The sequence below is a fragment of the Akkermansia biwaensis genome, from assembly GCF_026072915.1.
GTDB lineage: Bacteria > Verrucomicrobiota > Verrucomicrobiia > Verrucomicrobiales > Akkermansiaceae > Akkermansia > Akkermansia biwaensis.
The window spans coordinates 2,436,501-2,457,769 of record NZ_AP025943.1; the positions used below are offsets into that span (position 1 = coordinate 2,436,501).

Genomic DNA, 21,269 nt, shown 5'->3' on the forward strand with positions numbered 1-21,269 from the left:
CTCCCATGTTTATCGACGACGACTTTCTGCTGGACACTCCCCAGGCGAAGACGCTCTTCCATGACTACGCCGAACACCAGCCGATCATTGACTACCACTCCCACCTGGACGCCGCCGCCATCGCGGACAACCGCCAGTTCTCCAACATCGCCCAGCTCTGGCTGGACGGTGACCATTACAAGTGGCGCGCCATGAGGACCAACGGCATTCCGGAGCGCCTGTGCTCCGGAGACGCTCCGGACCGGGAAAAATACGACGCCTGGGCCGCCACCGTGCCCCGGCTGCTTCGCAACCCCCTGTACCACTGGACGCATCTGGAACTCCGGAGGCCCTTCGGAATCACCGGAACCCTCTTCGGTCCGGATACCGCCGGAGATATCTGGGAAAAGACCTCCGCCATGCTCCAGTCCGGCTCCATGGGAGCCCTGGACATTCTGAAAAAGATGAACGTGGAAGCCGTCTGTACGACGGACGATCCCTGCGACGACCTGGCCGCCCACCGGCGGCACGCCGCTTCCGGAGATTCCGTGAAGTTGCTCCCCACCTTCAGGCCGGACAAGGCGCGCGCCATCCATCAGGGCAGGGCATGGATGGAATGGGTGGACCGTCTGGAACGGGCTTCCGGCATGGAAATCCGTGATCTGGCCGCATTCCAAAAAGCCCTTGCCTCCCGGCACGCCTGGTTTGCGCGGAACGGCTGCAAGCTGTCGGACCACTCCCTGGAAGCGTTCGACGATGAAAGCCTGTCCGAAGAGGAGGCCGCCGCACTCTTTGCCGCCGCCCGGCAGGGCGGGGAAGTGGCGGGACGGGATGCCGTCAGGTTTTCCAACTACCTGATGGATTTTCTTGCCGGACTTGACGCGGCCGCGGGCTGGGTCCGCCAGCTCCATGTGGGCGCCTTGCGCAACCCCAACGGGGCGGCCCTGCGGGATCTGGGGCCGGACACGGGCTTTGACGCCATTGCGGACTTCACGTACATTGCTCCTCTGGGCCGTCTGCTGGACCGCTCCGCGCAGAAGGGAACGCTGCCGAGCACCATCCTGTACAACCTGAATCCGCGGGACAATGCCGCCATGGCCGTGCTCTGCGGCAGTTTTCAGGACGGAGTCACGGCCGGCAAAATGCAGTACGGCGCCGCCTGGTGGTTCCTGGACCAGATGGACGGCATGACCCGCCATCTGGAGACCCTCAGCCAGCTCGGCATGCTCTCCCGCTTCGTGGGAATGCTGACGGACAGCCGCAGCCTGCTCAGCTACACGCGGCATGAATACTTCCGCCGCATTTTGTGCCGCATGCTGGGCAGGGACATGGCCCAGGGCCTGGTCCCGGACGACATGGACATGGTCGGCTCCATGGCGGCTGACATCTCCTACAACAACGCCAAACAATACTTCAACTTTTAGACCATGAACACATTATTGGAAAAACTGTCCGCCATCAGGCTCGTTCCCGTCGTTGTCATCAACGATGCGGAAAAAGCCGTTCCCCTCGCCAGGGCCCTGATGGACAACGGCTGCGGCTGCATGGAAATCACGTTCCGTACGGCTGCCGCCGCGGAAGCCATCGCCCGCATCTCCCGCGAGGTGCCGGACATGCTGGTGGGGGCGGGCACGCTTCTGACGCCGGAACAGGTGGAGCAGGCGCGCCATGCCGGGGCCTCCTTCGGCGTGGCTCCCGGTTTTGATCCCCTGGTGGTGAAAGCCGCCTCCGCTCTGGGCTTTCCCTTCGTTCCGGGCGTCTCTACGGCTTCGGAAATGAGCCAGGCCCTATCCCTGGGGTGCCTGTTCCAGAAATTCTTCCCGGCGGAAGCTGCGGGAGGCGTCAAGATGCTCAAATCCCTGCTGGGAGCCTTCCGGCACACGGGCGTGCGCATCATGCCCACGGGCGGCATTCATGCCGGCAACATCGGCTCCTGGCTTGAAATTCCGGAAGTGGCCGCCTGCGGCGGTTCCTGGATTTGCGAGCCGTCCCTGATCCAGTCCTCCGAATGGGAGGAAATAGGCCGCAGAACCCGGGAAGCCCTCCGGGCCCTGTAGGCGGAAAACAGCCTTAATCCAAACAAACCCCCGCTTATGATTCAAGAACAACCCAGGCAGGACTCCTTCCGGTGGATGATCCTTTTCATGCTCTTTGCAGCTACGACGATCAATTACCTGGACCGCCAGATACTCTCCATCCTGAAGCCCATCCTGGACGTCGAGCTGGGATGGACAGACGCCCAATACGGCATGATCATGTCCATTTTCCAGGCCTCCTACGCCATCGGCCTGACCATGTTCGGCTGGATTATCGACAAGTACGGAGCCCGCATGGGCTTTGCCATCTCCATCATCTGGTGGAGTGTGGGGGCCATCTCCCATGCCTTTGCCGTGGGCGTCAAATCCATGGGCCTCAGCCGCATCATTCTGGGGCTGGGTGAAGGCGGCAACTTCCCCGCCAGCATCAAGACGGTGACCAACTGGTTTACCTCCGGGGAGCGCGTATTCGCCACCACCCTGTTCAACTCCGGCGCGAACGTGGGCGCCCTGGTGGCTCCGGCCACCATCCCGTTCATCGCCGCCGCTTGGGGCTGGCAGTCCGCGTTCATCGCGGCCGGCGTGCTGGGCTTCATCTGGGTGGCCTTCTGGCTCCGGATGCCGAAGGAACCGCGCGTGAAACTGGCGGAGGAATCCTCCGCACTGGCGCGGGCGGAAAAGGAAGAGGCCAGGGAATCCATCCCCTGGAGAAAACTTCTCACCTACAGGCAGGCATGGAGCCTCATCATCGTCCGCTTCCTGACGGACCCCATCTGGTGGTTCTTCCTCTTCTGGCTGCCCGACTTCTTCAACAAGCACTTCGGCTACAACATCAAGGAATCCGCCCTGCCGCTGATCGTCATTTACGCGCTGGTGACCGTCCTCAGCATCATCGGCGGCTCCCTGACCAAGTACCTGGCGGGGCTCGGATGGAGCCTGAACAAGGTCAGGAAAATCTCCATGCTCATCTTTGCCTGCTGCGTGCTTCCGGTCATCTTTGTCCAGTACTTCGATATGTGGACCATCGTAGCCGTGCTCGGACTGGCGGGAGGCGCCCACCAGGCGTGGTCCGCCAGCGTGTATACCCTGGGGTCCGACATGTTCCCCAAGTCGGACGTGGCGTCCATCACCGGCCTTTCCGGCATGGCCGGGCAGATCGGCAGCGTGCTGTTCCAGACAGCCGTGGGCTTTACGCTGTCCCACTTCGTAGCGCTGGGCAATCCTTCCCACGGCTATGACATCATCTTCGTCGTCTGCGGATGCGCCTATCTGGCCGCCTTCATCATCTTCAGCCTGATCGTTCCCAAAATCAACATGGTGGAGTCCAGGGAAAGCTGAGCTTCCGGACATTTTTCTCCGGACCTTCCCACGGGTGCGGCTTGCTCGTGGGAAGGTCCGGCCTGGTGGCGGCGTGCGGGAAGAAAATCCCGCACGCCGTCGTCATTTTACTCCGCTCCTTGCGGGCAGGGACGCTGGAGTACATGCCATGTGAAGCACGACGGAGCTTCTCCGGAGGCGGGCCGCCGCCGGGAATGGTGCTGATTCCCGGTCTTTTACCTTCAAAGAACATGTGAGGGAGGAAAAAATCCCTCCCGGCATGTTGAAAGTATTGCTCGGAGAAAAAAATCCTCTTGGACTGGGGAGGTTTTTAACCGGAAAAGCCGGGAGTTTCTCTTTCCCCCTTGTTGGAATAGCCATTCACGGGAATGGGCATTTCTGCCGTGTTTTTTATAACCGGAATTCCCCGGTGATCGAGGGGGCCGCATTCCTGGATGTTTCCTCCGGAGCGCGGGGAGATTTTGCCGGAAAAGAAGTTTAAAAAACAGGCTGTTCCGGATTTCCGGAACAGCCTGTGAATGGATTAATAAAGTATTCGTCCGTCCTTAACCGACGCGCTCCACTTTCACGGAGTGGGCCTGGCCGTTGATGACGATGGTCAGGTCGCGGGAGCCGGAGGGGCCGCTCACCTGGGCGGTGATGCCGTTGTCAATGACCGTCATGGACGGTGCGGCAGCAGCGGGGGCGGCGTTCACCTGGGCGGGGGCCTCCGGCTGCGGTTCGGGCTTCTTGTAGAAGTCTTCCACCTGCTGGGGGAACATGGCGTAAATCACGCAATGCTCGTCGTCCGTGGGCAGGCCCTTTTCCGCAAGCTTCCTGCGCAGGTTTTCCATGTCGGGCTTGATCAGGTCCGCCGGGCGGCAGGTGATCGGTTCCTTGCCCATCTTTTCCGCGCAGAGTTTCTGCACTTCCGGATCCACGGGGGCGGGGGTGCGGCCATAATAACCCAGGGCGATGTCCGCCGCCTGGGGCGTGATGTTCTTCCAGCGGCCGAACTTGACGTTCAGCATGGACTGCACGCCCACGATCTGGGAGGTGGGCGTCACCAGCGGAATCCAGCCCAGGGCCTTGCGGACCACGGGGATTTCCGCAAACACTTCTTCAAACTTGTCTTCCATGCCCTGTTCCTTGAGCTGGGTGCGGAAGTTGGAAAGCATGCCGCCGGGAACCTGGTAGCGCAGCGTGTCGGAATCCACCACCTCGTTGCGGTGGGAGGTGAATTTGCCCAGTTCGTCGTAAATGGGCTTGAGCATTTCAGACACCTCAATGAGCTTGTCCGTATCGTAATCCGGCTTGCGGGAATTGCCGTTGAGCAGGGCGAGCATGCGCAGGCAGTCCGGCTGTCCCGTGCCGTTGGCGAAGGGGGAGATGGATACGTCGCAGGCGTCCACCCCGGCGTCGATCGCGCTGAGATAGGTGGAGGCGCCGAGTCCGGCGGTATCGTGCGTGTGAATCCAGACGGGAATATTCAGGTCCTTCTTCAGAGCGCTGACCAGTTCATGCGTCACGTAGGGAGGGATGAGGCCGGCCATGTCCTTGATGACGATGGCGTCCGCGCCCATGTCCGCCAGTTCGCGGCCCATGTCCACAAAGCTTTGCGTGGTATGCACGGGGGAAGTCGTGTAGCAGATGGTGCCGTGGGCCTGGGCTCCGGCCTTCTTGGCGGCGCGGATGGAGGTTTCCATGTTGCGCGGGTCGTTCACGCAGTCGAAAATGCGGAAAATATTCATGCCGTGCTTGGCGCTCATGGCCACGAAGGCTTCCACCACGTCATCCGCGTAATTGGTGTAGCCCACAATGTTCTGGCCGCGCAGAAGCATCATGTGGGGCGTTTTGGGGGCGGCCTTCTTCAGGGCGTCCAGACGGTCGAACGGCCATTCCTTCAGGAAGCGAAGGCCGGCGTCGATGGTGGCTCCGCCCCAGGTCTCCAGGGCGCTGAAGCCCATGGAATCAAGGATGGGGGCGATGGGCAGCATGTCTGCCGTCTTCATGCGGGTGGCTGCCAGGGACTGGTGGCCGTCGCGCAGAACGGTACAGTTGAATGTAACAGGATTCATATTTATTTAACGATCGTTAAAAATTGAAGGGGGTGGCTTCTTGAAAAGAATTGTCTCACACGAGTTTGAGGAGGTCAAGCTTACAAGAGTAAAATTTAGAATGATTCCAATAAAATTCAGTTATTGTACGGGAGCCATCAACCTGGCAAGGTTGCATAGCATTTTGAATCCCAGCGATTTTTTGTTGTAGTCCTCCAGGGATTCCCGGACGGACGAGTAAAAGTCTTTTTCCAGCATGGCCTGTACCTCCGCACACACGCCGGGATCGCGGACAATGGCGGTGAGCTCGAAGTTCAGGGCCAGGGAGCGGTTGTCCAGGTTGGCCGTTCCCACGGTGGCGATATCGTCGTCCATCAGGATCACCTTCTGGTGCAGGAAGCCCTTTTTGTAAGCCCAAAGCTGGATGCCGTAGGTATCCAGGTCCCGCAGGAAGGTGAAGGAGGAAAGCTTCACCAGAATGTGGTCCGCCCGTTCCGGGCGCAGGATGCGCACGTCCACATTCCGCAGGGCGGCCGCCTGGAGGGCGGACATCACGCCTTCGTCCGGCACGAAATAGGGCGTGGAAATCCACAGGCGGTGCGTGGCCCGGTTCGCCAGGGCGATGATGGTGGTCTTCCACGCGGGAATCACGTCCGCCGGGCCGGAGGGCAGCACCAGCACGGTTTTATCCTCCGGCTGGGGTGTGATATCCCAGCACAGGCGGGGGAAGGTGGACGGGGTGGATTTCGACATGGTGGCCCAGTTCCAGTCTTCCAGGAAGCTGATCTGGGTCTGCTGGACAGAGGGGCCGTGAAGCTGGATGAACGTGTCTCTCCAATACCCCAGCGCCCCCTTTCCCAGATACTCCCGGCCAATGTTCATGCCCCCGATGAAGGCGGTGGAGCCGTCCACGACCACCAGCTTCCGGTGGTTACGGAAATTCAGGCGCAGGACGTTGCTCAGGAAGTGGCGCTTTCCGTTGAACGGCTCAATCTTCACTCCCTCCTTTCGCAGGGCGGAAATATAGCCGGGCGGCAGTTTGTGGGAGCCTATTTCATCATACAGCATATAAATGTGGATGCCCTCCCGCGCCCGCTCAATCAGCAGGTTTTTCAGGTTCCGGCCCACGGAATCGTTCTTGATGATGAAAAACTCGATCAGGATGTAACGCTCCGCCTTCTTGATGGCGTCGTAAATGCGGGGAAAGGCGTTGTCCGCGTCGATCAGGAGCTGGCAGGAATTGCCCCTGCACACGGGCAGCCGCACGATGTCCCCCAGCGTCTGCATGATCTCCCCCGCCGTGTCCGCGGAGCGGATGGCGTACGGCTTCATGCAGTTCGTGATCTTGTCCGTCAGCTCCCCCCACGGGGACTCGGAATCCGTTTGCCTGCGTCGCGTCTCCACGTAGCCGCTGAAGGTGCGCCGCCCCAGAATCAGGTAAAAGGGCACGGCGATGTAAGGGAAGGCCAGCAGGGAAATCAGCCACGCGATGGTGCCCTGGGGCGTGCGCGTATGGAGCAGGGCCGGAATCAGGCAGAATGCCCCGGCTATGTGGCACAGGGCGGCGAATCCCAAATATGGCTCGTCAGGTATGAGCATGGAAATCATGGAACGCGTAACGGAAAAAATACAGGGGCGGGGAATAGTGAAAAGGCTGGCTTTTGGTGCTGGAGATGGTACTAAAGTGACGCATGCTCGTATTATCACGGGCCAAGGGCTGAGAAAAGCGCAAATTACGGAAATGAAGCAGTATTTGGAACTTTTGGACGACGTTTTAACCCATGGGGTGGGGCGGGAGGACCGGACCGGGACGGGCACCATCGGCGTGTTCGGCAGGCAGAGCAGGTATGACCTGCGCGACGGTTTCCCGTGCCTGACCACCAAGAAGCTCCACCTGCGCTCCATCATTTACGAACTGCTCTGGTTCCTGAAAGGGGAGACCAACATCAAATTTTTGAAAGACAACGGCGTCAGCATCTGGGACGAATGGGCCGATGAAAACGGCGAGCTTGGCCCCGTGTACGGCGCGCAGTGGCGCTGCTGGCCCGGCGAGGACGGACGTCCCATCGACCAGATTGCCAGGCTGATAGACGGCCTGAAAAACAACCCGTGGTCGCGCCGCCACATCGTCAGCGCCTGGAACGTGGCCCTGGTGGATGACATGGCCCTCCCGCCGTGCCATTCCCTCTTTCAGTTTTGCGTGATTCCCGCCCAGCCGGGAGAGGAAAGGCACGGCCTTTCCCTGCAGCTCTACCAGCGCAGCGCGGATCTCTTCCTGGGGGTGCCGTTCAACATTGCCTCCTATGCCCTGCTGCTGCTCATGACGGCGCAGGTGTGCGGCTATGAGGCCAGGGAATTCATTCATACCTTCGGGGACCTGCACCTGTACCTCAACCATCTGGACCAGGCGCGGGAGCAATTGTCCCGCACGCCGCGCCCGCTTCCGGTAATGAAACTCAATCCGGACGTCAGGACCATTGACGGATTCCATTACGAGGACTTCGAACTTACCGGATACGATCCACTGCCGCACATCAAGGCTCCCATTTCCGTATAATTCCGCCCACCTCATTCCCTGACCATCATGTCACAGCCCGTCACTTACACAGGAGTGGTCGCCATGGCGTCCGGCCGCGGCATCGGCTACCGGGGCGCGCTGCCCTGGCATTTGCCGGACGACCTGAAGACCTTCAAGCGCATCACCACGGGACATCCCGTCCTGATGGGCCGCAAAACCTATGAAAGCATCGGCAGGCCGCTCCCCGGGCGGCAGAACATCGTGCTGACCCGCGATCCGTCCTGGACGGCGGAAGGAGTGGACGTCATTCATTCCGTGGAGGAACTGAAGCGTCTTCCCCTGATGGACCCGGAAGTCATGGTCATCGGCGGTGCGGAAATCTTTTCCCTGATGATGCCGCTCATGTCCCGCATGTGGGTTTCCCATATCAGTGGAGAATATCCGGCGGATACGTGGCTGCCGCCGTTTGAAGACCGTTTCCGGTCAGCAAATCTGCACGAACAATTTGAAGGGTTTGACCTGTTTTTGTACGAATAGGGGATTCCGAATCCGCTGGCAATGGAATTTATTGACAATAAATGTTTTATTTTTATAAAACATTGATAATAATTAATATGCTCCAATTCTGATATTTTTTGAATATTCCTGTTTGTTCATGACCGTCTTGGAATTATAAAGACGGTTAATAACAGATCAAAAGCGCGGATTCGGAATCCGTTACATTATCCGCGTATGAAAACTGTTCTGTCCCTGCTGGTTGTTTTGTGCAGTACGGCGTCCTTTTCCCTGGGAGCCTCCCTGTATTATTCCGGTTCCAATGACGGCTGGTGGGAAACGGCCGGCAATTGGAAAACGGATTCTCCGGACGGTCCCGCGGCCGCATCAAAACCCGCTACGGGAGATACCGTGTACATCGGCGCCGGAGGAAACATCAATGTCAAGATAGGGAGCAACGGAGGGAGCAATACGTTCTACGGCATGAATATCAATATCGCAGAGGGGAGCACCCTGACGGTGACGACCAACGATGCGAAATTCTGGGGTTCCACCTTCACCATCGGCTCCGCGGACGGCCTGATTTTCACAAACAACGTATGGGGGGATTATAAAAACGGCGCTCCTGCGGTAGGCCGCCAGCCCCTTACGTTCCATCTGGGCCTGGAAGGTTCCGTGGCGTACCAGGCCAATTTCAACAGTTCGTCAAGCGCCCACTTCAATTTGAACGGTTTCCTGGACATTCTGGAAGGAGGGGAATTCTCCATCCAGCGCAGGGATTTGATGAGCTTCGGGGCCAATGGAGATGCCCTGTCATTTAATTTTTCCAATTTCCAGGTGAACTTTGAAGCCGGAGAAGTTTCCACCCTCTATGACCAGTCTGCGGAACTGACCGCCACCAGGGAGGACCTGGGCAAGTACAAGCTGGTTTATGACGCCGACGGCAAGAAGCTGTATGTGGAATACGTGACGGGCTCCCGGGCCGTTCCGGAACCTTCCGTTTCCCTTCTGGGCCTCCTGTGCGTGGGGGGATTGCTGATAAGGCGCCGCCGTCAATAACTCGGAAGCCATTCGGACAATCCGTTCAGGATGAATGTGCTTAAACGAGGGAAGGGCCATTTATCTGTCCGTGGAGCGGGCTTGGCGAGTCCAGGAAAATAAAAAAGGCGGGAAATCTCCCGCCTTTGAATTGATCTGATCAAACGAATTGTCCGTCAAGACCGTCTGCGGCGCATCAGAAGCGTGCCGAGGCCAATCAGTCCCAGGGCGGCGGTTGCGGGTTCAGGGACGGCCATGGCTACCAGTTGAACGTTTCCGTCATTGTATTGCAGGCCGAATTCGCCTTCCTTGAGGTTGCTGGCATCCTGGGCATAGGTAAGTGTGTTGCCGTCGGAATCCGTTACTTGTAATTGGGAGCCGTCAAAGTTGGCAATGGAACCGTCTCCGAAGCCGATATGGAGCATGTCAATGGAGGAAGTCAATCCGGACAGGGTATAACTGCCCTTCAGGATGGTTGTTTTATCCCCAAGCCATGCCGTCCCGATAGTAACCAGGCTGTTCCCCGTCATTTGTCCGAAGTCGAAAACCGTTCCGTCCGCAACGCCCATGTCAAAATTGAAATTCACTTGAGTGTTGGTTCCGAGATGCATGGAAAATGCTCCGTAATCTCCCCATTCGGTGGCATTAAGGGTGACATAGTCTCCCAAATAGATACCTGATACACAACTTTTCAGATCGCTTCCGGCTGTAACGGTAATAGCTGTCTGGTTGCTGGTGAACGTCTGTTTTCCGCCTTCCACGGAAAAATCATACCCAATAAAGCCGGGGTCCTGGTTGATGGGCTTGTAACCGTCTCCTGATTGAAGGCTGCTCTGGGATGAATTTTTAAGGACACCCCAGTTGTTTTCTGACCAATTTCCATTGTCGCCCCCATTCCAGACGTAAACCCAGTAACCGTTGTAATTGAAGTCGGGCTGTAATACGGTAGCCGCCTGAGAGGCGGAAACGGCCATTATTGCCATGAATAGCGATAAAGTCTTCTTCATAAAAATGGTTTCTTTCTTGAACGAAAATAAATGTGTCGGATTTCATATCCGGCAATGATTTCATTTTGTTGTTACTTATTTTTTTTCAGTGATTAAGAAAAATTACAGATTATGTAAAAACACTGAAATACAAGCGAATTTCTTGTTTAAATTTTCAAAAACCACTATTTATCAAACATATCTATTGACAACGGATATGAAATCCGTATTTGTTTTTAACTTCAAAGGAATTTATCGTTCGGAATAGACTTTTCCGACGGTGTTAACGGAATGAAAGGAATCACTCAGTTTTTCCGATGGAATGCATTAATAGGCTAAAGCAGCCTGTGGCGGCTGGATAATTTTCAGGTCCGTGAGGAAAGGTTGTTTTTACGGAAAGATTTAATCCTGTTGCTCTACAGCATCATTTGCAGTAAGGGCTAGATACTTTTCTTTCCCCTGACGGAATCCGGACTCAGAATTTTTAGGGCGGAAGAACCTCTGTCGGTTTTTGCTGGAAGAGATAGGAGAATGCCGCAGCGGAAAGTTCTTTAGTCAGGAATGACTAATACTGAATACAGTTGAATCCGTCTCGCGCGGAACCTTGAACGGAACCCGTGGGCAGGGGATTAAAATGTGGGATTGAGGTGCAAAAGGTGCGGTGGGCATGACCAGTTCCACAGGAAGCCGGCAGGGAAGGGAAATAGTGCGCTTCCGTTTATTCACTTTTCCGGACGGGAAGACGAGGGGCTTCCGGGAAAAGCCCCTTCCTTCATGGATGTTTCCATTTTCGGACTGTTCCTGAGTGGCGGGGCTTTATTTAAAGTCGTCCTTGTCCGGAGAGAAGGGCTGCACGACCCAGTCGAATTCCAGTTCCCTGTCGCCTCCTCCCACGGAGACGTATTTCGGTCTGATCGAAGTCCCCACGTTCTCTCCTTCTTCTTGGGAGGAAGGTTTTTCCCAGATAAAGGAGATTTCTTTTACCCTCCTTTCACCGGATTCGAGGAAGATCGTGTGGGTTCGGACGACCGGCATGTACCAGGAAGCGGTATCCGGATAGGAACAGGCGGTTTCCCAGGCAGCTTTATTTTCTTTTCCCTTTTTTTCCGCCTTCCAGGTGACGCTCAGGGAAGTTTTCCCCTGGCGGCCGTCTTCTGCGCGTCTAGTGTACTGAAGGGAGAGTGAATCCTGTGTAACGATAACAGGATTAATCAGGAAGACTCCGATGGCGATGGGAATGGCAGCGATCATATTTTCATGCAGGGGGGGTGGAAAAAACGGAGCGGCAGGATTTCCGCCGCCCCGCTGAAAGAGTTTTTTATTTGCCGGATTTGCCCAGCTTGTACCCGGCGTAGGTTTCCGTATTGTACAGGGGCTGTCCTTCCGGAACGGCGTAGCCGATGGCCTTGCGGATGGCGAGGAAGTCCGCCACGCCTTCCGGTCCCACCTGGTTCAGGGGGGCCTTGTGCAGCCCGGCCAGAAGGACCATGCGGCAGTAGGCGTCCGCGTTTTCCATGAACCATTCCGCTTCCTCCACGTGGCGGCCTCCGGCGATGACGCCGTGGTTTTCCATGAATACGACGGTGGATTGCCTGGATACCTCCGCAACGGCCTGGGCCGTTTCCGGGGAGCCGGGCGTTCCGTAGGGGGCCAGCGGGATGTGCCCCAGGAAAATGTCCGCTTCCGGATTGATGCCGGAGGGCGGAACCTGGCCGGCGAACAGGAAGGCGTTGCAGTGCGGGGGATGGGCGTGGATGCAGGAGTTGACGCCCACGGATTTCATCATGGCGATGTGCGTCTTCACCTCGCTGGTGGAGGGGCGGATGCCCGCTTTCTGGCGGCCTTCCATGTCCACCAGGCAGATGTCCTCCACCTTCATGAACCCCTTGGAGCACAGGGTGGGGGAGCACAGTACGAGGTTCTGCGCCACCCGCACGGAGATGTTGCCGCCGTTTCCGTCCACATATTCGCGGTTCCACAGGCGGCGGCCCATGTCGCACATGCGTTCCTTGATCACCAGGATTTCAGGGGAATTGAAAAACGCGTCCACTTCCTCCTTCGTGACGAGATTGTACTTTTCCCACGGGAACACCTTGTCCGGGAGGGGTGGGGAGATTGACCAGTCTTCTGACATATTAGTTGCGTGTTAATGGTTGAGCTTTTCGTAGGCGGCCTTCTGGGGGCCAGGCAGGAATGTCCGGTACGTGATGCCGAAGGCGTCCCTGGCCTGCTCGGGCGTAGAGTACACTCCGGCTCCGGCAAAGGCAAACATGGATGCGCCCAGAACGGTGCTTTCCGAGACTTCCGAGACTTTCACCGGAATCTGGAGAATGTCCGCGCGCATCTGCGTCCAGATCATGTTTCTGGCTCCCCCGCCTACCAGGATGAGGAAGCCGCTCTTGAAGCCGCCGACGGATTCCAGACGGGCCAGGCGGGATTTCAGGCGCCAGGTGAGGGCCTCCATGGCGGCGCGGTAGATGTGGGCGCGCGTCCTGCCCAGCACTAGGCCGTTGATGGAACCCTTGCCTTCTCCGGATGCCAGAAAGTCCGGCACCATGGTGACTCCGTCGCAGCCGGGGGGAATCACTTCCGCTTCTGCGTCCATGACGTCGTACGTTTCTCCCCGGAAGCAGGCGGATTTCACCCATTCAATGATGCCGGAGCCGAGCCATTGCAGGCCGGGGTTAAGCAGACCGGGTTCCGCGTCGAACTCCGCCGTGGCTCCGTCCGCGTAATCCTCCGGAGCCAGGTGCGCCTGGGTGGAGCGCACCATCAGGATTTCCCATGTTCCGGAGGAAAGAACGGGCTGGTCCCTGTCCGCTCCGGAACCGAAGATGGCGAACTGGGTGTCATGCCCCGCAGAGATGACGGGAACGCCGGCTAGGGCGGGAAGTCCCATGCCAGCAGCCGCTTCCGGCGTGACAAGGCCGATGGTTTCCCCCGCGTCAACCATGGGCGGGAAAAGGTCGCGGCGCAGGCCGAGGCGGTTCAGGATAAGCGGGGAAAAGTCGCCCGTTTCCATATCCGTAAGCTGGGAAGTTCCGGCCATCGTGCGGTCCGTGGCCATGATTCCGGTGAGCTTGCAGGCCAGAATGTTGGAGATGAAGAGCCACGCATGGGCCTTTTCCAGCAGGTCCGGGCGATTTTCCTTGAGCCAGACGAGCTTGTAAATGGTGTTGAAGGCAAAGGCGCCCACGCCGGAAATCCGGTTGAGTTCTTCCTGGGAAATGTATTTGCCGATGTGCTTCATCACCTCCGCCGTGCGGGGGCATTTCCAGGAAATGACGGGATAAAGGAGGTTGCTTTCCGCATCCGTCAGCGCACCGTCCACGCCGAAGGTGGTGATTGTCACCACCTTCACCTGTTCGGCAGGCAGGCCCTGGAGCGCCTGGACGGCGCATTCGGAAAGCTGGTTGAAAATCCGGTCGGCGTCCCATACGTGGAACTCCGGATTTTCCTCTCCCGGCAGCGTGGCGTTGGGCTGCGAGGCCTTCCCCGCAATGACGCCTTTTTCATCCACAACCATCGCGCGCACGTTCGTCGCGCCGCAGTCCAAACAGAGGGAATACATGAATAGGAAATATTAAAGATTAAATACTAAAAAGAAAAAGACTCATACAGATTGTTTGGAAAGTGTCTTCGTGGTGGCTGTCAGCAGTCGCATTAATTCCAGGCAGTCCTGTTTCATGCTTTCAAACTGCTGGTCTGTCAGGCAGGACGTCGCATGCAGAAGCCGCAGCCAATACCATGTTTCAGAACATTCCTTTAATGAGATATGTACTTTGGAGAAAAAGTCTTTTTTGCTCACGGCGAATGACGCTTCCGCAAGATTGGCCCCTATGCTTGTTCCGGAGCGCAGTATCTGCCGGATCAATTCCTGCTCACACCGCTGCTTGCGGAAATGGCGGCACAGAGAAACGATGCGAATGGAAAAAGCAAAACTCTTTTCGTGAGCAATACTTTCATTCATTCTTTAGTCATTCGTATTTGGTATTTCATATTAATCCTGCACATCACCGGGAGGAGGAGACCTCCCTCCCGGTGAAAAAGTGCCAGGATTAGTATTTCCCATACAGCGGCCCGTAGTTGGCGCAGGCGCGGAAGTCGGCGCTTTCCGGTTCTGCGGTGCCGTGGAGGCCCCAGGCGGACGGGCGGTAAACTTGGTCGTCCGGAATGTTGTGGGCATACACGGGAATGCGCAGCATGGAAGCCAGCGTCAGGATGTCCGCGCCAATGTGGCCGTACGTGAAGGCTCCGTGGTTGGCGCCCATGTTGGCCATGACGCTGTACACGTCCGTGAAGGCGCCCTTGCCGGTAAGGCGTGGGGCGAACCAGGTGGTGGGCCAGCCCGGATCGGTCCGTTCGTCCAGCGTCTTGTGTACCTTGTCGGGCAGGTCCACGGACCAGCCTTCCGCCACGATCAGCACGGGACCCAGGCCCTTGACGATGTTCAGGCGCATCATCGTGACGGGGGCTCCGCCCTTGGTGACGTAATGGACGGAGTAGCCGCCGCCGCGGAAATATTCCCGGTTGGCCGGGCACCAGGTGGCCTGGCTCATCATCTTGTCCGCGTCCTCCTGGGTGACGTCCCAGTGCTTCTTCATGACGGGGTTGCCGTCCTTGTCCGTGCAGGCCATACAGCCGTCCAGCGCGGCGGAGCCGGAGTTGATGAGGTGGATGATGCCGTCCTTGGCCTTGCCTTCCAGCTTGTAGCCGGTGACGCGCTTCACGGCTTCCGGGCTCCAGTAGGTGCGCACGTCCGCAAAGACGTTCGCCTGGCCGGTGAGCAGGTAGCCGAACAGGAGGCACGCTCCGTTCAGGGAGTCGTTTTCCGTGGCGAAGGGCATCGGCGCGCGGGGGCCGTTCCAGTCAAAGGTGGAGTTGAGCAGGGTTTCCGCGATGTCCCCGTTGGGGTAAAAGTCCGTCCAGTGGCGCTGGCCCTGGAAGCCGCCCGCAATGGCCTGGTAGCCCAGGGACTCTTCTTCCCGGTCAATCTTCTTGAGCTTGGGATTGCCCTGCATCATGTCGCGGAAGATCATGGCCATCAGCACGCTTTCCTTGAAGGTTTTGCGGCGGCCGTTCTCGTCCAGCTTCAGGTCCGGGCGGTTCTTGTCCTCGGCGAATTTGAAGACGGAGTCCGCCCACTTCATGGCGATGTCGAATTCCTCCTGGTCGTAAATCTTCTGGTCCATGCGGCGGCGCACTTCCGTCATGTCCACGGCCTGTACGCGGATGCCCAGGTAGTTTTCCCAGAAGGACTGGTCCACGATGGAGCCGGCGATGCCCATGGAACAGCCGCCGATGGAAAGGTAGCCCTTGCCGCGGAGTGTCGCCACGACAAGCCCGGCGCGGGCGAAGCGGAGGATTTTTTCCGCCACGTCATCCGGGATGGAGGTGTCTCCCGCATCCTGCACGTCCTTGCCGTAAATGGAAAAGGCGGGGAAGCCCTTCTGGTTCAGGCCCGCCAGGGCGGCGGCCAGGTACACGGCGCCGGGGCGCTCCGTTCCGTTGAAGCCCCAGATAGCCTTGGGCGTAAACGGGTCCATGTCGAAAGTTTCACTGCCATAGCACCAGCAGGGCGTCACGGCCAGGGAGACCCCTACGTTGTTGGCCTTGAACTTGTCCGCACAGGCGGCGGCTTCCGCGGGGCCGCCGATGCAGGTATCCGCGATCACGCATTTGACGGGTTCGCCGGAGGCGTGGCGGACATTGGCTTCAATAAGGGCGGCGGCGGCCTTGGCCATGTTCATGGTCTGGTCTTCCAGCGATTCGCGGACGCCGAGGCGGCGGCCGTCGATCGTGGGACGGATTCCTATGGTGGGGAGTATTGTTTTCATATCTTGCGTAGGTGATGTGAAGGGATTATGCCGGTACGGACTCTTCTTTGTCCTCCTCCTTCTTCAGATGGATGTTCCGGAAGAAGAAGCCGTAAATTAGTACCACGGCAAAGCAGATGATGGGAATAAAGAAAGATGACCGCACGGCTTTTTCCACGAAGTTTTCCTGGGCCGTCTGGAACTGCTTCATGTCCAGGGGGTGGGAGATCAGGTCGTTCAGGACGTCGGCCCGGGAGGCGGGGAGCGTGGTCAGGGCCGGAATCAGGGAGAACTGCTGGATCTGCTGTTCCCGGCTGGCGGCGGCGGGAAGCCGGCTCAGGTTGTCCTTGAACAGGGAAAGTTCCGCGGGCGTAAGGGCGGAACAGCCGGGCAGCGTTTTGGCGGCCTCACTGAAGGCGGCTCCGGTCAGGGAGGGCAGGGACTGGAAGGTTTGCAGGTTCTTTTCGAACTTGGCGGCGGTTTTGGCCTGTTCCCCTCCTTCTGCGGCGTTTGCCTCCGACATTTTGTAGAGGGTGAGCATGGAGCCGGAGATGGATTTTCTGGAGTCCGCGGCTTCCACCTGGGCGATCAGGGGGCGGTCGATGGATTCAAAGTAGGCCACCTGGTTTTTCACCGTGGTGTTGTCAATGCAGGAGCCCATGTACGGGGTGATGACCGCGCCGCCCAGAATGGCCATGATCAGGCCCGCCGCGCCCAGCTTGACTTCCGACCCCAGGCCGCGCAGGGCGATGCCGTAGATGGTCGGGAACATCAGGGACATGCAGCCGGAAATGGCAACCAGCGTCCAGACGGAGATTTCCTTGGGCAGGTACATGGTTCCCAGGCAGCAGAGAATGCCGGCAACGGCGAAGAGCGCCATCATGTTGGCCGGGTTGAATTTCTTCATCAGGGCCGTGGTGATGGCGCGGCAGGCGATGAAGAGGATGATGGAGAAGATGTAATAGTTGGAGGCGGCCGCTTCCTGCATGCCCGGGAAGACGGACATGATGTACTTGATCGTCCACGTCCACACGGCGATCTGCACGCCTACGTAGAAGAATTGGGCGACTACGCCGCAGGTATAGCGGGGAAGCCTGATGAGTTTCATGAGCTGGCAGCGGTAATCCGGCATGATGATCAGGAAGGCGATGGGGCCGATCATCATGATCAGGATCTGCTGGACCATGCTGAACTCAAAGCTGGAATAATACTGGAACAGGAAGGGAACCAGGATGAAGGCGATGCAGAGGCCCAGTCGGCCCAGTTTGGAGGAAAGTGGCCGGGTGTTTTCCAGCGTGGGCACGGTTTCGTCGTCGGACTTGTAGCGGCAGAAGAAGAACCAGATGACGCCCGCAATGGCGACCAGGCCCACGTAAGGCACGCATACCCAGAAAAGTTCGTCGCTCACGATGGCGTTCAGCTGTTCCGGGTCCATGGCCTTGCGGGCGTCCATGTCCGCGTCGTTCAAGTGGGACAGAATGAAGTATTTTGCCAGGAAAATGCCCGTCAGGGAGCCGATGGGGTTGAAGGCCTGGGCGAAGTTGAGGCGGCGTACGCTCGTTTCCTGCGACCCCATGGACAGCACGAAGGGATTGCAGGTGGTTTCCAGGATGGAGAGGCCGCCCGCCAGGACGAAAATGGCCATCAGGTAAATGTCAAAGCTCTGGCCTATCGCGGCGGGGATATAGCACAGCGCACCTATCATGTAGAAGCCCAGGCCGATCAGCACGCCCGCCTTGTAGGAAAATTCCTCAAGCAGGATGGAGGCGAAAATCGCCAGCACCGCATACGCCCCGTAGAAGGAAATCTGCACCCCGGCGGATTCGGAGGCGTTGATCATGAAAATTTTGCTGAAAGCGGGGACCAGATTGTCCGTCATATTGTTCAGCAAACCCCACAGGGCGAAGCAGGAAACCAGCATGAAAAATGGCAGCCGGTACTGCTTGGGTACGATCGGCACGGTAGAGGTACGATTTGTGTCCATATGCTTTCTCCAATCTCGCACATGAATAACGATGCGTCAATCTGGAAACAGGGGAGAAGCTGGGATTCTGATTTTTCTTCCATACATATGAACACTTGCTTGAAAATATCCATATACGACTGACTGTGAAAAAATAATAAGGTCTGGAACTATTCAATGGCGTGCGTATGGAAGATACGCCTCCCTGTCAAACGAGAAATTTAGGGACGGCCCCTTTCTGGCATTACCATCACTGGCAGGGGGCATATGCAGGAATGCAGGCGGAACAGGGACCACGATTTTCGGGAAAAAGGGGGTTTTCCCTGAAAGAGTGTCCCGGGCATGGGAAACGGTAGAGGAAGGGAGGAAGAACGAATAGAAATGGACCTGGAGAGACGGGTGAAAGTTTTGAATTTATGTGATTTGTTAGAAAAATATATCTATTTTTTTTAAATACTTGTTGATTATTTTTGATTTTTTTCATACCGTGTTAGATGAAATATTTGAGTTATCATATATTTAAACAATTAACCAAAATAATATTATGGGAAAATTAAGCGATGCCAAAAACAAGGTGAAGGAAGAGCAGAAAGATGTTCAGGAACAACTGGATATCCTCATTTCTCTTGCAAAATCTCAAACGGAAATATTCCAGCAGCGAATAGAAGCCAGCTTGAAGGATGGGAAAATCAGCGACGACCTGACCATACCCATCACGAAGGTTCTGGCCAAGCAATTGGAATCCAGAGCCGTTTACAAGGAAGGTTCCGGCGATATTGTGACCAAGGTGACCGAAGCGTTCAAACAGCTGTTCAACGGAAATGGACAGATCGCGGATGCGGTAGGCTCCATCATTTCTACCGGGATTGACGCCATTCTGGGAGCTGGAGAGGGGACGGAGAAGATCGTGGAAACATACTACGTGGTCGTGGAATATCCCGCCCTGGTGCGGTATGACATCAGTTGCTGGGGCCGGAACATGAAGGCAACCGGTTATTTGACCTCCATCCTGACAAGCGCCATATCATACACGGCCTACAAATCCGCTGTAGATGTCAGTAAAATGGATTTCAACACCTTTCTGGCGGCCTATGCGGGCATTCTGAACAAGGCGTTTGGAGATGACCCCAAACAGATGAAGGAAATGATCAAGGAAGCAAAGGAAATATTCAGCATGTTCAAGGACGATACGGTTAAAATCGATGGAGGAGACGATGTACAGTATGTCGAGTCGATGCCATCCACGGAGCATTACATACGCCATGTGGAGGAGAAAAAATCCGTGGTCGGGGACTTCTGATCCGGAAACAGCATGATGTGCCATGAAGACTGAACTATCAATCAATGAGCTGAAGAAGGGGGATGTCCTCCTTTTCTCCGTGCTTCAGGGGGACATTATCTCTTCCCTGATCGGGCTGCTGACCAATTCGGATGTAAGCCATGCCGCCCTTTATGCCGATGAGGAAAAGCAGACCCTGCTCGAAGCCACCGGAGAACATCCCGTCCTGGAAAATCCGGCCCGGGAAAGGTTTGCCGGGCGCACCATCCATGTTTACAGGAACAGGGCTCTCCCTTCGCTGGACCCGGTTGTTGAAACAGGAAGGAAATACCTGCAGCAGAAACTCCCGTATGGCGGCATTTATTTGCTGGGGCTTCTTCTGGTGACCTCCAAATATTGTCGGTTCCGCTGGGACCGGGAGACGGCCGGAGCCGCCATATGCCTGCTGGCGTCTACCTACCAGGCCTTGCGCTCCTTGCTGGAGGGCAGCCATCCGACGGCATTTTGTTCTCAATTCGTAGCGAAGTGTTATGAAGAGGCCGGAGAACCCTACCAGTTGCACTACAAGCAGCCGGTCATCCCGCTGGATGCCTGCGCCGGAGACGGGGAACGGTCTCTTTTGTTGGAAGCCTTGGAAGAAATAGACTCCGGCGAGCTGAACATCGACGGTGCCGACCCGGACGGATATGAGGAGAATTTCATGATTCAGGAATTATCTGAAAACGTCTTCGATACGGAAAAGCACGGAGCCATCCTGCTGCAATCCGCCAGGGATGCCATGGCGGCCTGTCCGGAAAACGGGAGTTTTGTGTGTTCTTCATTCAAGGAGAAAATAGAACTTGTCATATGGACGGGAAGAGTTGCCTATGTCTGGTACTGCCTCCTTACCCACAAGAAGGACTGGAAAAGCCTGTGGAGCCGGCAAGCCCAGAAAGAAGCCCTTCTCTGGCTCAATGAACATCGTTCCTCCTTCATTGCTCCGTCTGATTTCAAGAACACCGGGGAACTTTCCTGCGAAGGCTGCATTGCCGGGAACTGATCCTGAAAAACACCGCCCTGTTGGTCTGGAAAGCCGGACAAACAGGGCGGCGTCTTCCTCCAAATTATTGAAGCTGCTGTCCTGACCGTTCCATGCGGGAATTTGTCCGGACATATGCGGGAGAAGGCTGGGCTTCTGCTTGACTCCCGTTGGCGGGATGTTTAAGCATGGGACGTATGATCAAGTATGTTCCCCTCTTTTGCCTTTTCCTGATTGGTGGACTGGTTTCCCGTGCCGTAGAAAATCCTGTGGCCGTTCCTCCGGCTTCCTCCGATGCGCCGGAAGCGCCGCTTCCTTCCGGGGAATTGCTTTCCGACCATGTGGCGGAAGCCGAGTTCACGGGCATCATTCACAGGAAGTGCATGTTCATGACTTCCCTGTGCCCGGACAAATGCGACCATCCCAAGGATTTCGCCACCTTCCGGATCATCAAGTACCTGGATTACCGGAAGCCGGGCAAATATGGCGATGAGAAGCAGGAAAAGCTGATGGTTGACGTGAATCCGGCCCACAAGCCCATCCTCCAGGACGCCTCCGTCCTGAAGCAGATCTCCGCGCTCAAGCCGGGCGACAAGGTTGTTCTGCACTGGTCCCATTATTACATGCACCAGGATTCCAGCTCCTTCCCGCAACGGCCCGTCATTTCCATAAAGCATCTTTCCCCCTCCGGTGAGGCGGAGAAGGAGTGACTTCTGGTCTTTTCGCAGAAAAGCGGGCCGGGCTGGACTTGAAAACGCGGGGTGTGC

At 57.0% G+C, this 21,269-nt stretch carries 18 protein-coding genes; 9 read left to right on the forward strand and 9 right to left on the reverse strand.

The annotated features are described in order from the left end of the window. The first annotated feature begins 5 nt into the window (after window positions 1-5). Genes uxaC through OQH67_RS10060 form a run of 3 tightly spaced genes read left to right on the forward strand, consistent with a single transcriptional unit; the run spans window position 6 to window position 3,353 of the window. Window positions 6-1,403 (forward strand): glucuronate isomerase, encoded by a 1,398-nt coding sequence (uxaC, locus tag OQH67_RS10050; protein WP_215434744.1) that lies wholly within the window; start codon window positions 6-8, stop codon window positions 1,401-1,403. A gap of 3 nt (window positions 1,404-1,406) precedes the next feature. Next, window positions 1,407-2,036 (forward strand): bifunctional 4-hydroxy-2-oxoglutarate aldolase/2-dehydro-3-deoxy-phosphogluconate aldolase, encoded by a 630-nt coding sequence (gene eda / locus OQH67_RS10055; RefSeq protein ID WP_067572555.1) that lies wholly within the window; start codon window positions 1,407-1,409, stop codon window positions 2,034-2,036. Window positions 2,037-2,072: 36 nt separating this feature from the next. After that, the gene (locus OQH67_RS10060; RefSeq protein ID WP_215434741.1) at window positions 2,073-3,353 is read left to right on the forward strand and encodes an MFS transporter; all 1,281 of its coding nucleotides are present in this window, start codon (window positions 2,073-2,075) and stop codon (window positions 3,351-3,353) included. 545 nt (window positions 3,354-3,898) lie between these two features. On the opposite strand, the gene OQH67_RS10065 is transcribed toward OQH67_RS10060, so the two are convergent. Next, window positions 3,899-5,410, reverse strand: a complete 1,512-nt coding sequence (locus OQH67_RS10065) for a pyruvate carboxylase subunit B (RefSeq protein WP_215434740.1) — start codon at window positions 5,408-5,410, stop codon at window positions 3,899-3,901. A 120-nt stretch (window positions 5,411-5,530) separates the two neighbouring features. Next, window positions 5,531-6,988, reverse strand: coding sequence for a cardiolipin synthase (gene cls, locus OQH67_RS10070; protein ID WP_215458850.1), 1,458 nt, complete (start codon window positions 6,986-6,988; stop codon window positions 5,531-5,533). 142 nt (window positions 6,989-7,130) lie between these two features. On the opposite strand from cls, the gene OQH67_RS10075 reads away from it, so the two are divergent. The 3 genes from OQH67_RS10075 (at window position 7,131) to OQH67_RS10085 (ending at window position 9,461) form a co-directional block, all read left to right on the forward strand. Further along, window positions 7,131-7,946 (forward strand): thymidylate synthase, encoded by an 816-nt coding sequence (locus OQH67_RS10075; RefSeq protein ID WP_215434737.1) that lies wholly within the window; start codon window positions 7,131-7,133, stop codon window positions 7,944-7,946. A 27-nt stretch (window positions 7,947-7,973) separates the two neighbouring features. Next, entirely contained in the window at window positions 7,974-8,444 is a 471-nt protein-coding gene (locus OQH67_RS10080) for a dihydrofolate reductase (RefSeq protein ID WP_215434728.1), read from the forward strand. Between the two features lie 195 nt (window positions 8,445-8,639). Beyond that, window positions 8,640-9,461, forward strand: coding sequence for a hypothetical protein (locus OQH67_RS10085; protein ID WP_215434726.1), 822 nt, complete (start codon window positions 8,640-8,642; stop codon window positions 9,459-9,461). A 155-nt stretch (window positions 9,462-9,616) separates the two neighbouring features. On the opposite strand, the gene OQH67_RS10090 is transcribed toward OQH67_RS10085, so the two are convergent. The 7 genes from OQH67_RS10090 to OQH67_RS10120 all read right to left on the reverse strand — a co-directional run bounded on the left by OQH67_RS10090 (window position 9,617) and on the right by OQH67_RS10120 (window position 18,226). Continuing rightward, on the reverse strand, window positions 9,617-10,423 hold the full coding sequence (locus tag OQH67_RS10090) for a PEP-CTERM sorting domain-containing protein (RefSeq protein ID WP_215719895.1): 807 nt from the start codon (window positions 10,421-10,423) through the stop codon (window positions 9,617-9,619). Between the two features lie 819 nt (window positions 10,424-11,242). After that, window positions 11,243-11,677, reverse strand: a complete 435-nt coding sequence (locus OQH67_RS10095) for a hypothetical protein (protein ID WP_215437581.1) — start codon at window positions 11,675-11,677, stop codon at window positions 11,243-11,245. A 67-nt stretch (window positions 11,678-11,744) separates the two neighbouring features. Continuing rightward, complete coding sequence (locus tag OQH67_RS10100; protein ID WP_215437578.1) at window positions 11,745-12,560, reverse strand: class II aldolase/adducin family protein; 816 nt, start codon at window positions 12,558-12,560, stop codon at window positions 11,745-11,747. Window positions 12,561-12,572: 12 nt separating this feature from the next. Then, the gene (gene fucK, locus OQH67_RS10105; RefSeq protein ID WP_215437575.1) at window positions 12,573-13,997 is read right to left on the reverse strand and encodes an L-fuculokinase; all 1,425 of its coding nucleotides are present in this window, start codon (window positions 13,995-13,997) and stop codon (window positions 12,573-12,575) included. 42 nt (window positions 13,998-14,039) lie between these two features. Continuing rightward, window positions 14,040-14,396 carry a four helix bundle protein gene (locus OQH67_RS10110; RefSeq protein WP_215437572.1) on the reverse strand — a complete coding sequence of 119 codons (357 nt, stop codon included), beginning with the start codon at window positions 14,394-14,396 and terminating at the stop codon, window positions 14,040-14,042. Between the two features lie 88 nt (window positions 14,397-14,484). Next, window positions 14,485-16,263, reverse strand: coding sequence for an L-fucose isomerase (locus OQH67_RS10115; RefSeq protein WP_215437569.1), 1,779 nt, complete (start codon window positions 16,261-16,263; stop codon window positions 14,485-14,487). 25 nt (window positions 16,264-16,288) lie between these two features. Then, window positions 16,289-18,226, reverse strand: a complete 1,938-nt coding sequence (locus tag OQH67_RS10120; protein ID WP_215437563.1) for a sugar MFS transporter — start codon at window positions 18,224-18,226, stop codon at window positions 16,289-16,291. Window positions 18,227-18,749: 523 nt separating this feature from the next. Between OQH67_RS10120 and OQH67_RS10125 the strand changes: the two genes are divergently transcribed. From OQH67_RS10125 to OQH67_RS10135, 3 genes are all read left to right on the forward strand, one after another. Then, window positions 18,750-19,505 carry a hypothetical protein gene (locus tag OQH67_RS10125; protein ID WP_215437561.1) on the forward strand — a complete coding sequence of 252 codons (756 nt, stop codon included), beginning with the start codon at window positions 18,750-18,752 and terminating at the stop codon, window positions 19,503-19,505. A gap of 22 nt (window positions 19,506-19,527) precedes the next feature. Further along, on the forward strand, window positions 19,528-20,523 hold the full coding sequence (locus OQH67_RS10130; protein ID WP_215437558.1) for a C40 family peptidase: 996 nt from the start codon (window positions 19,528-19,530) through the stop codon (window positions 20,521-20,523). Window positions 20,524-20,699: 176 nt separating this feature from the next. After that, entirely contained in the window at window positions 20,700-21,212 is a 513-nt protein-coding gene (locus OQH67_RS10135) for a hypothetical protein (RefSeq protein ID WP_215458849.1), read from the forward strand. Window positions 21,213-21,269: the final 57 nt, after the last annotated feature.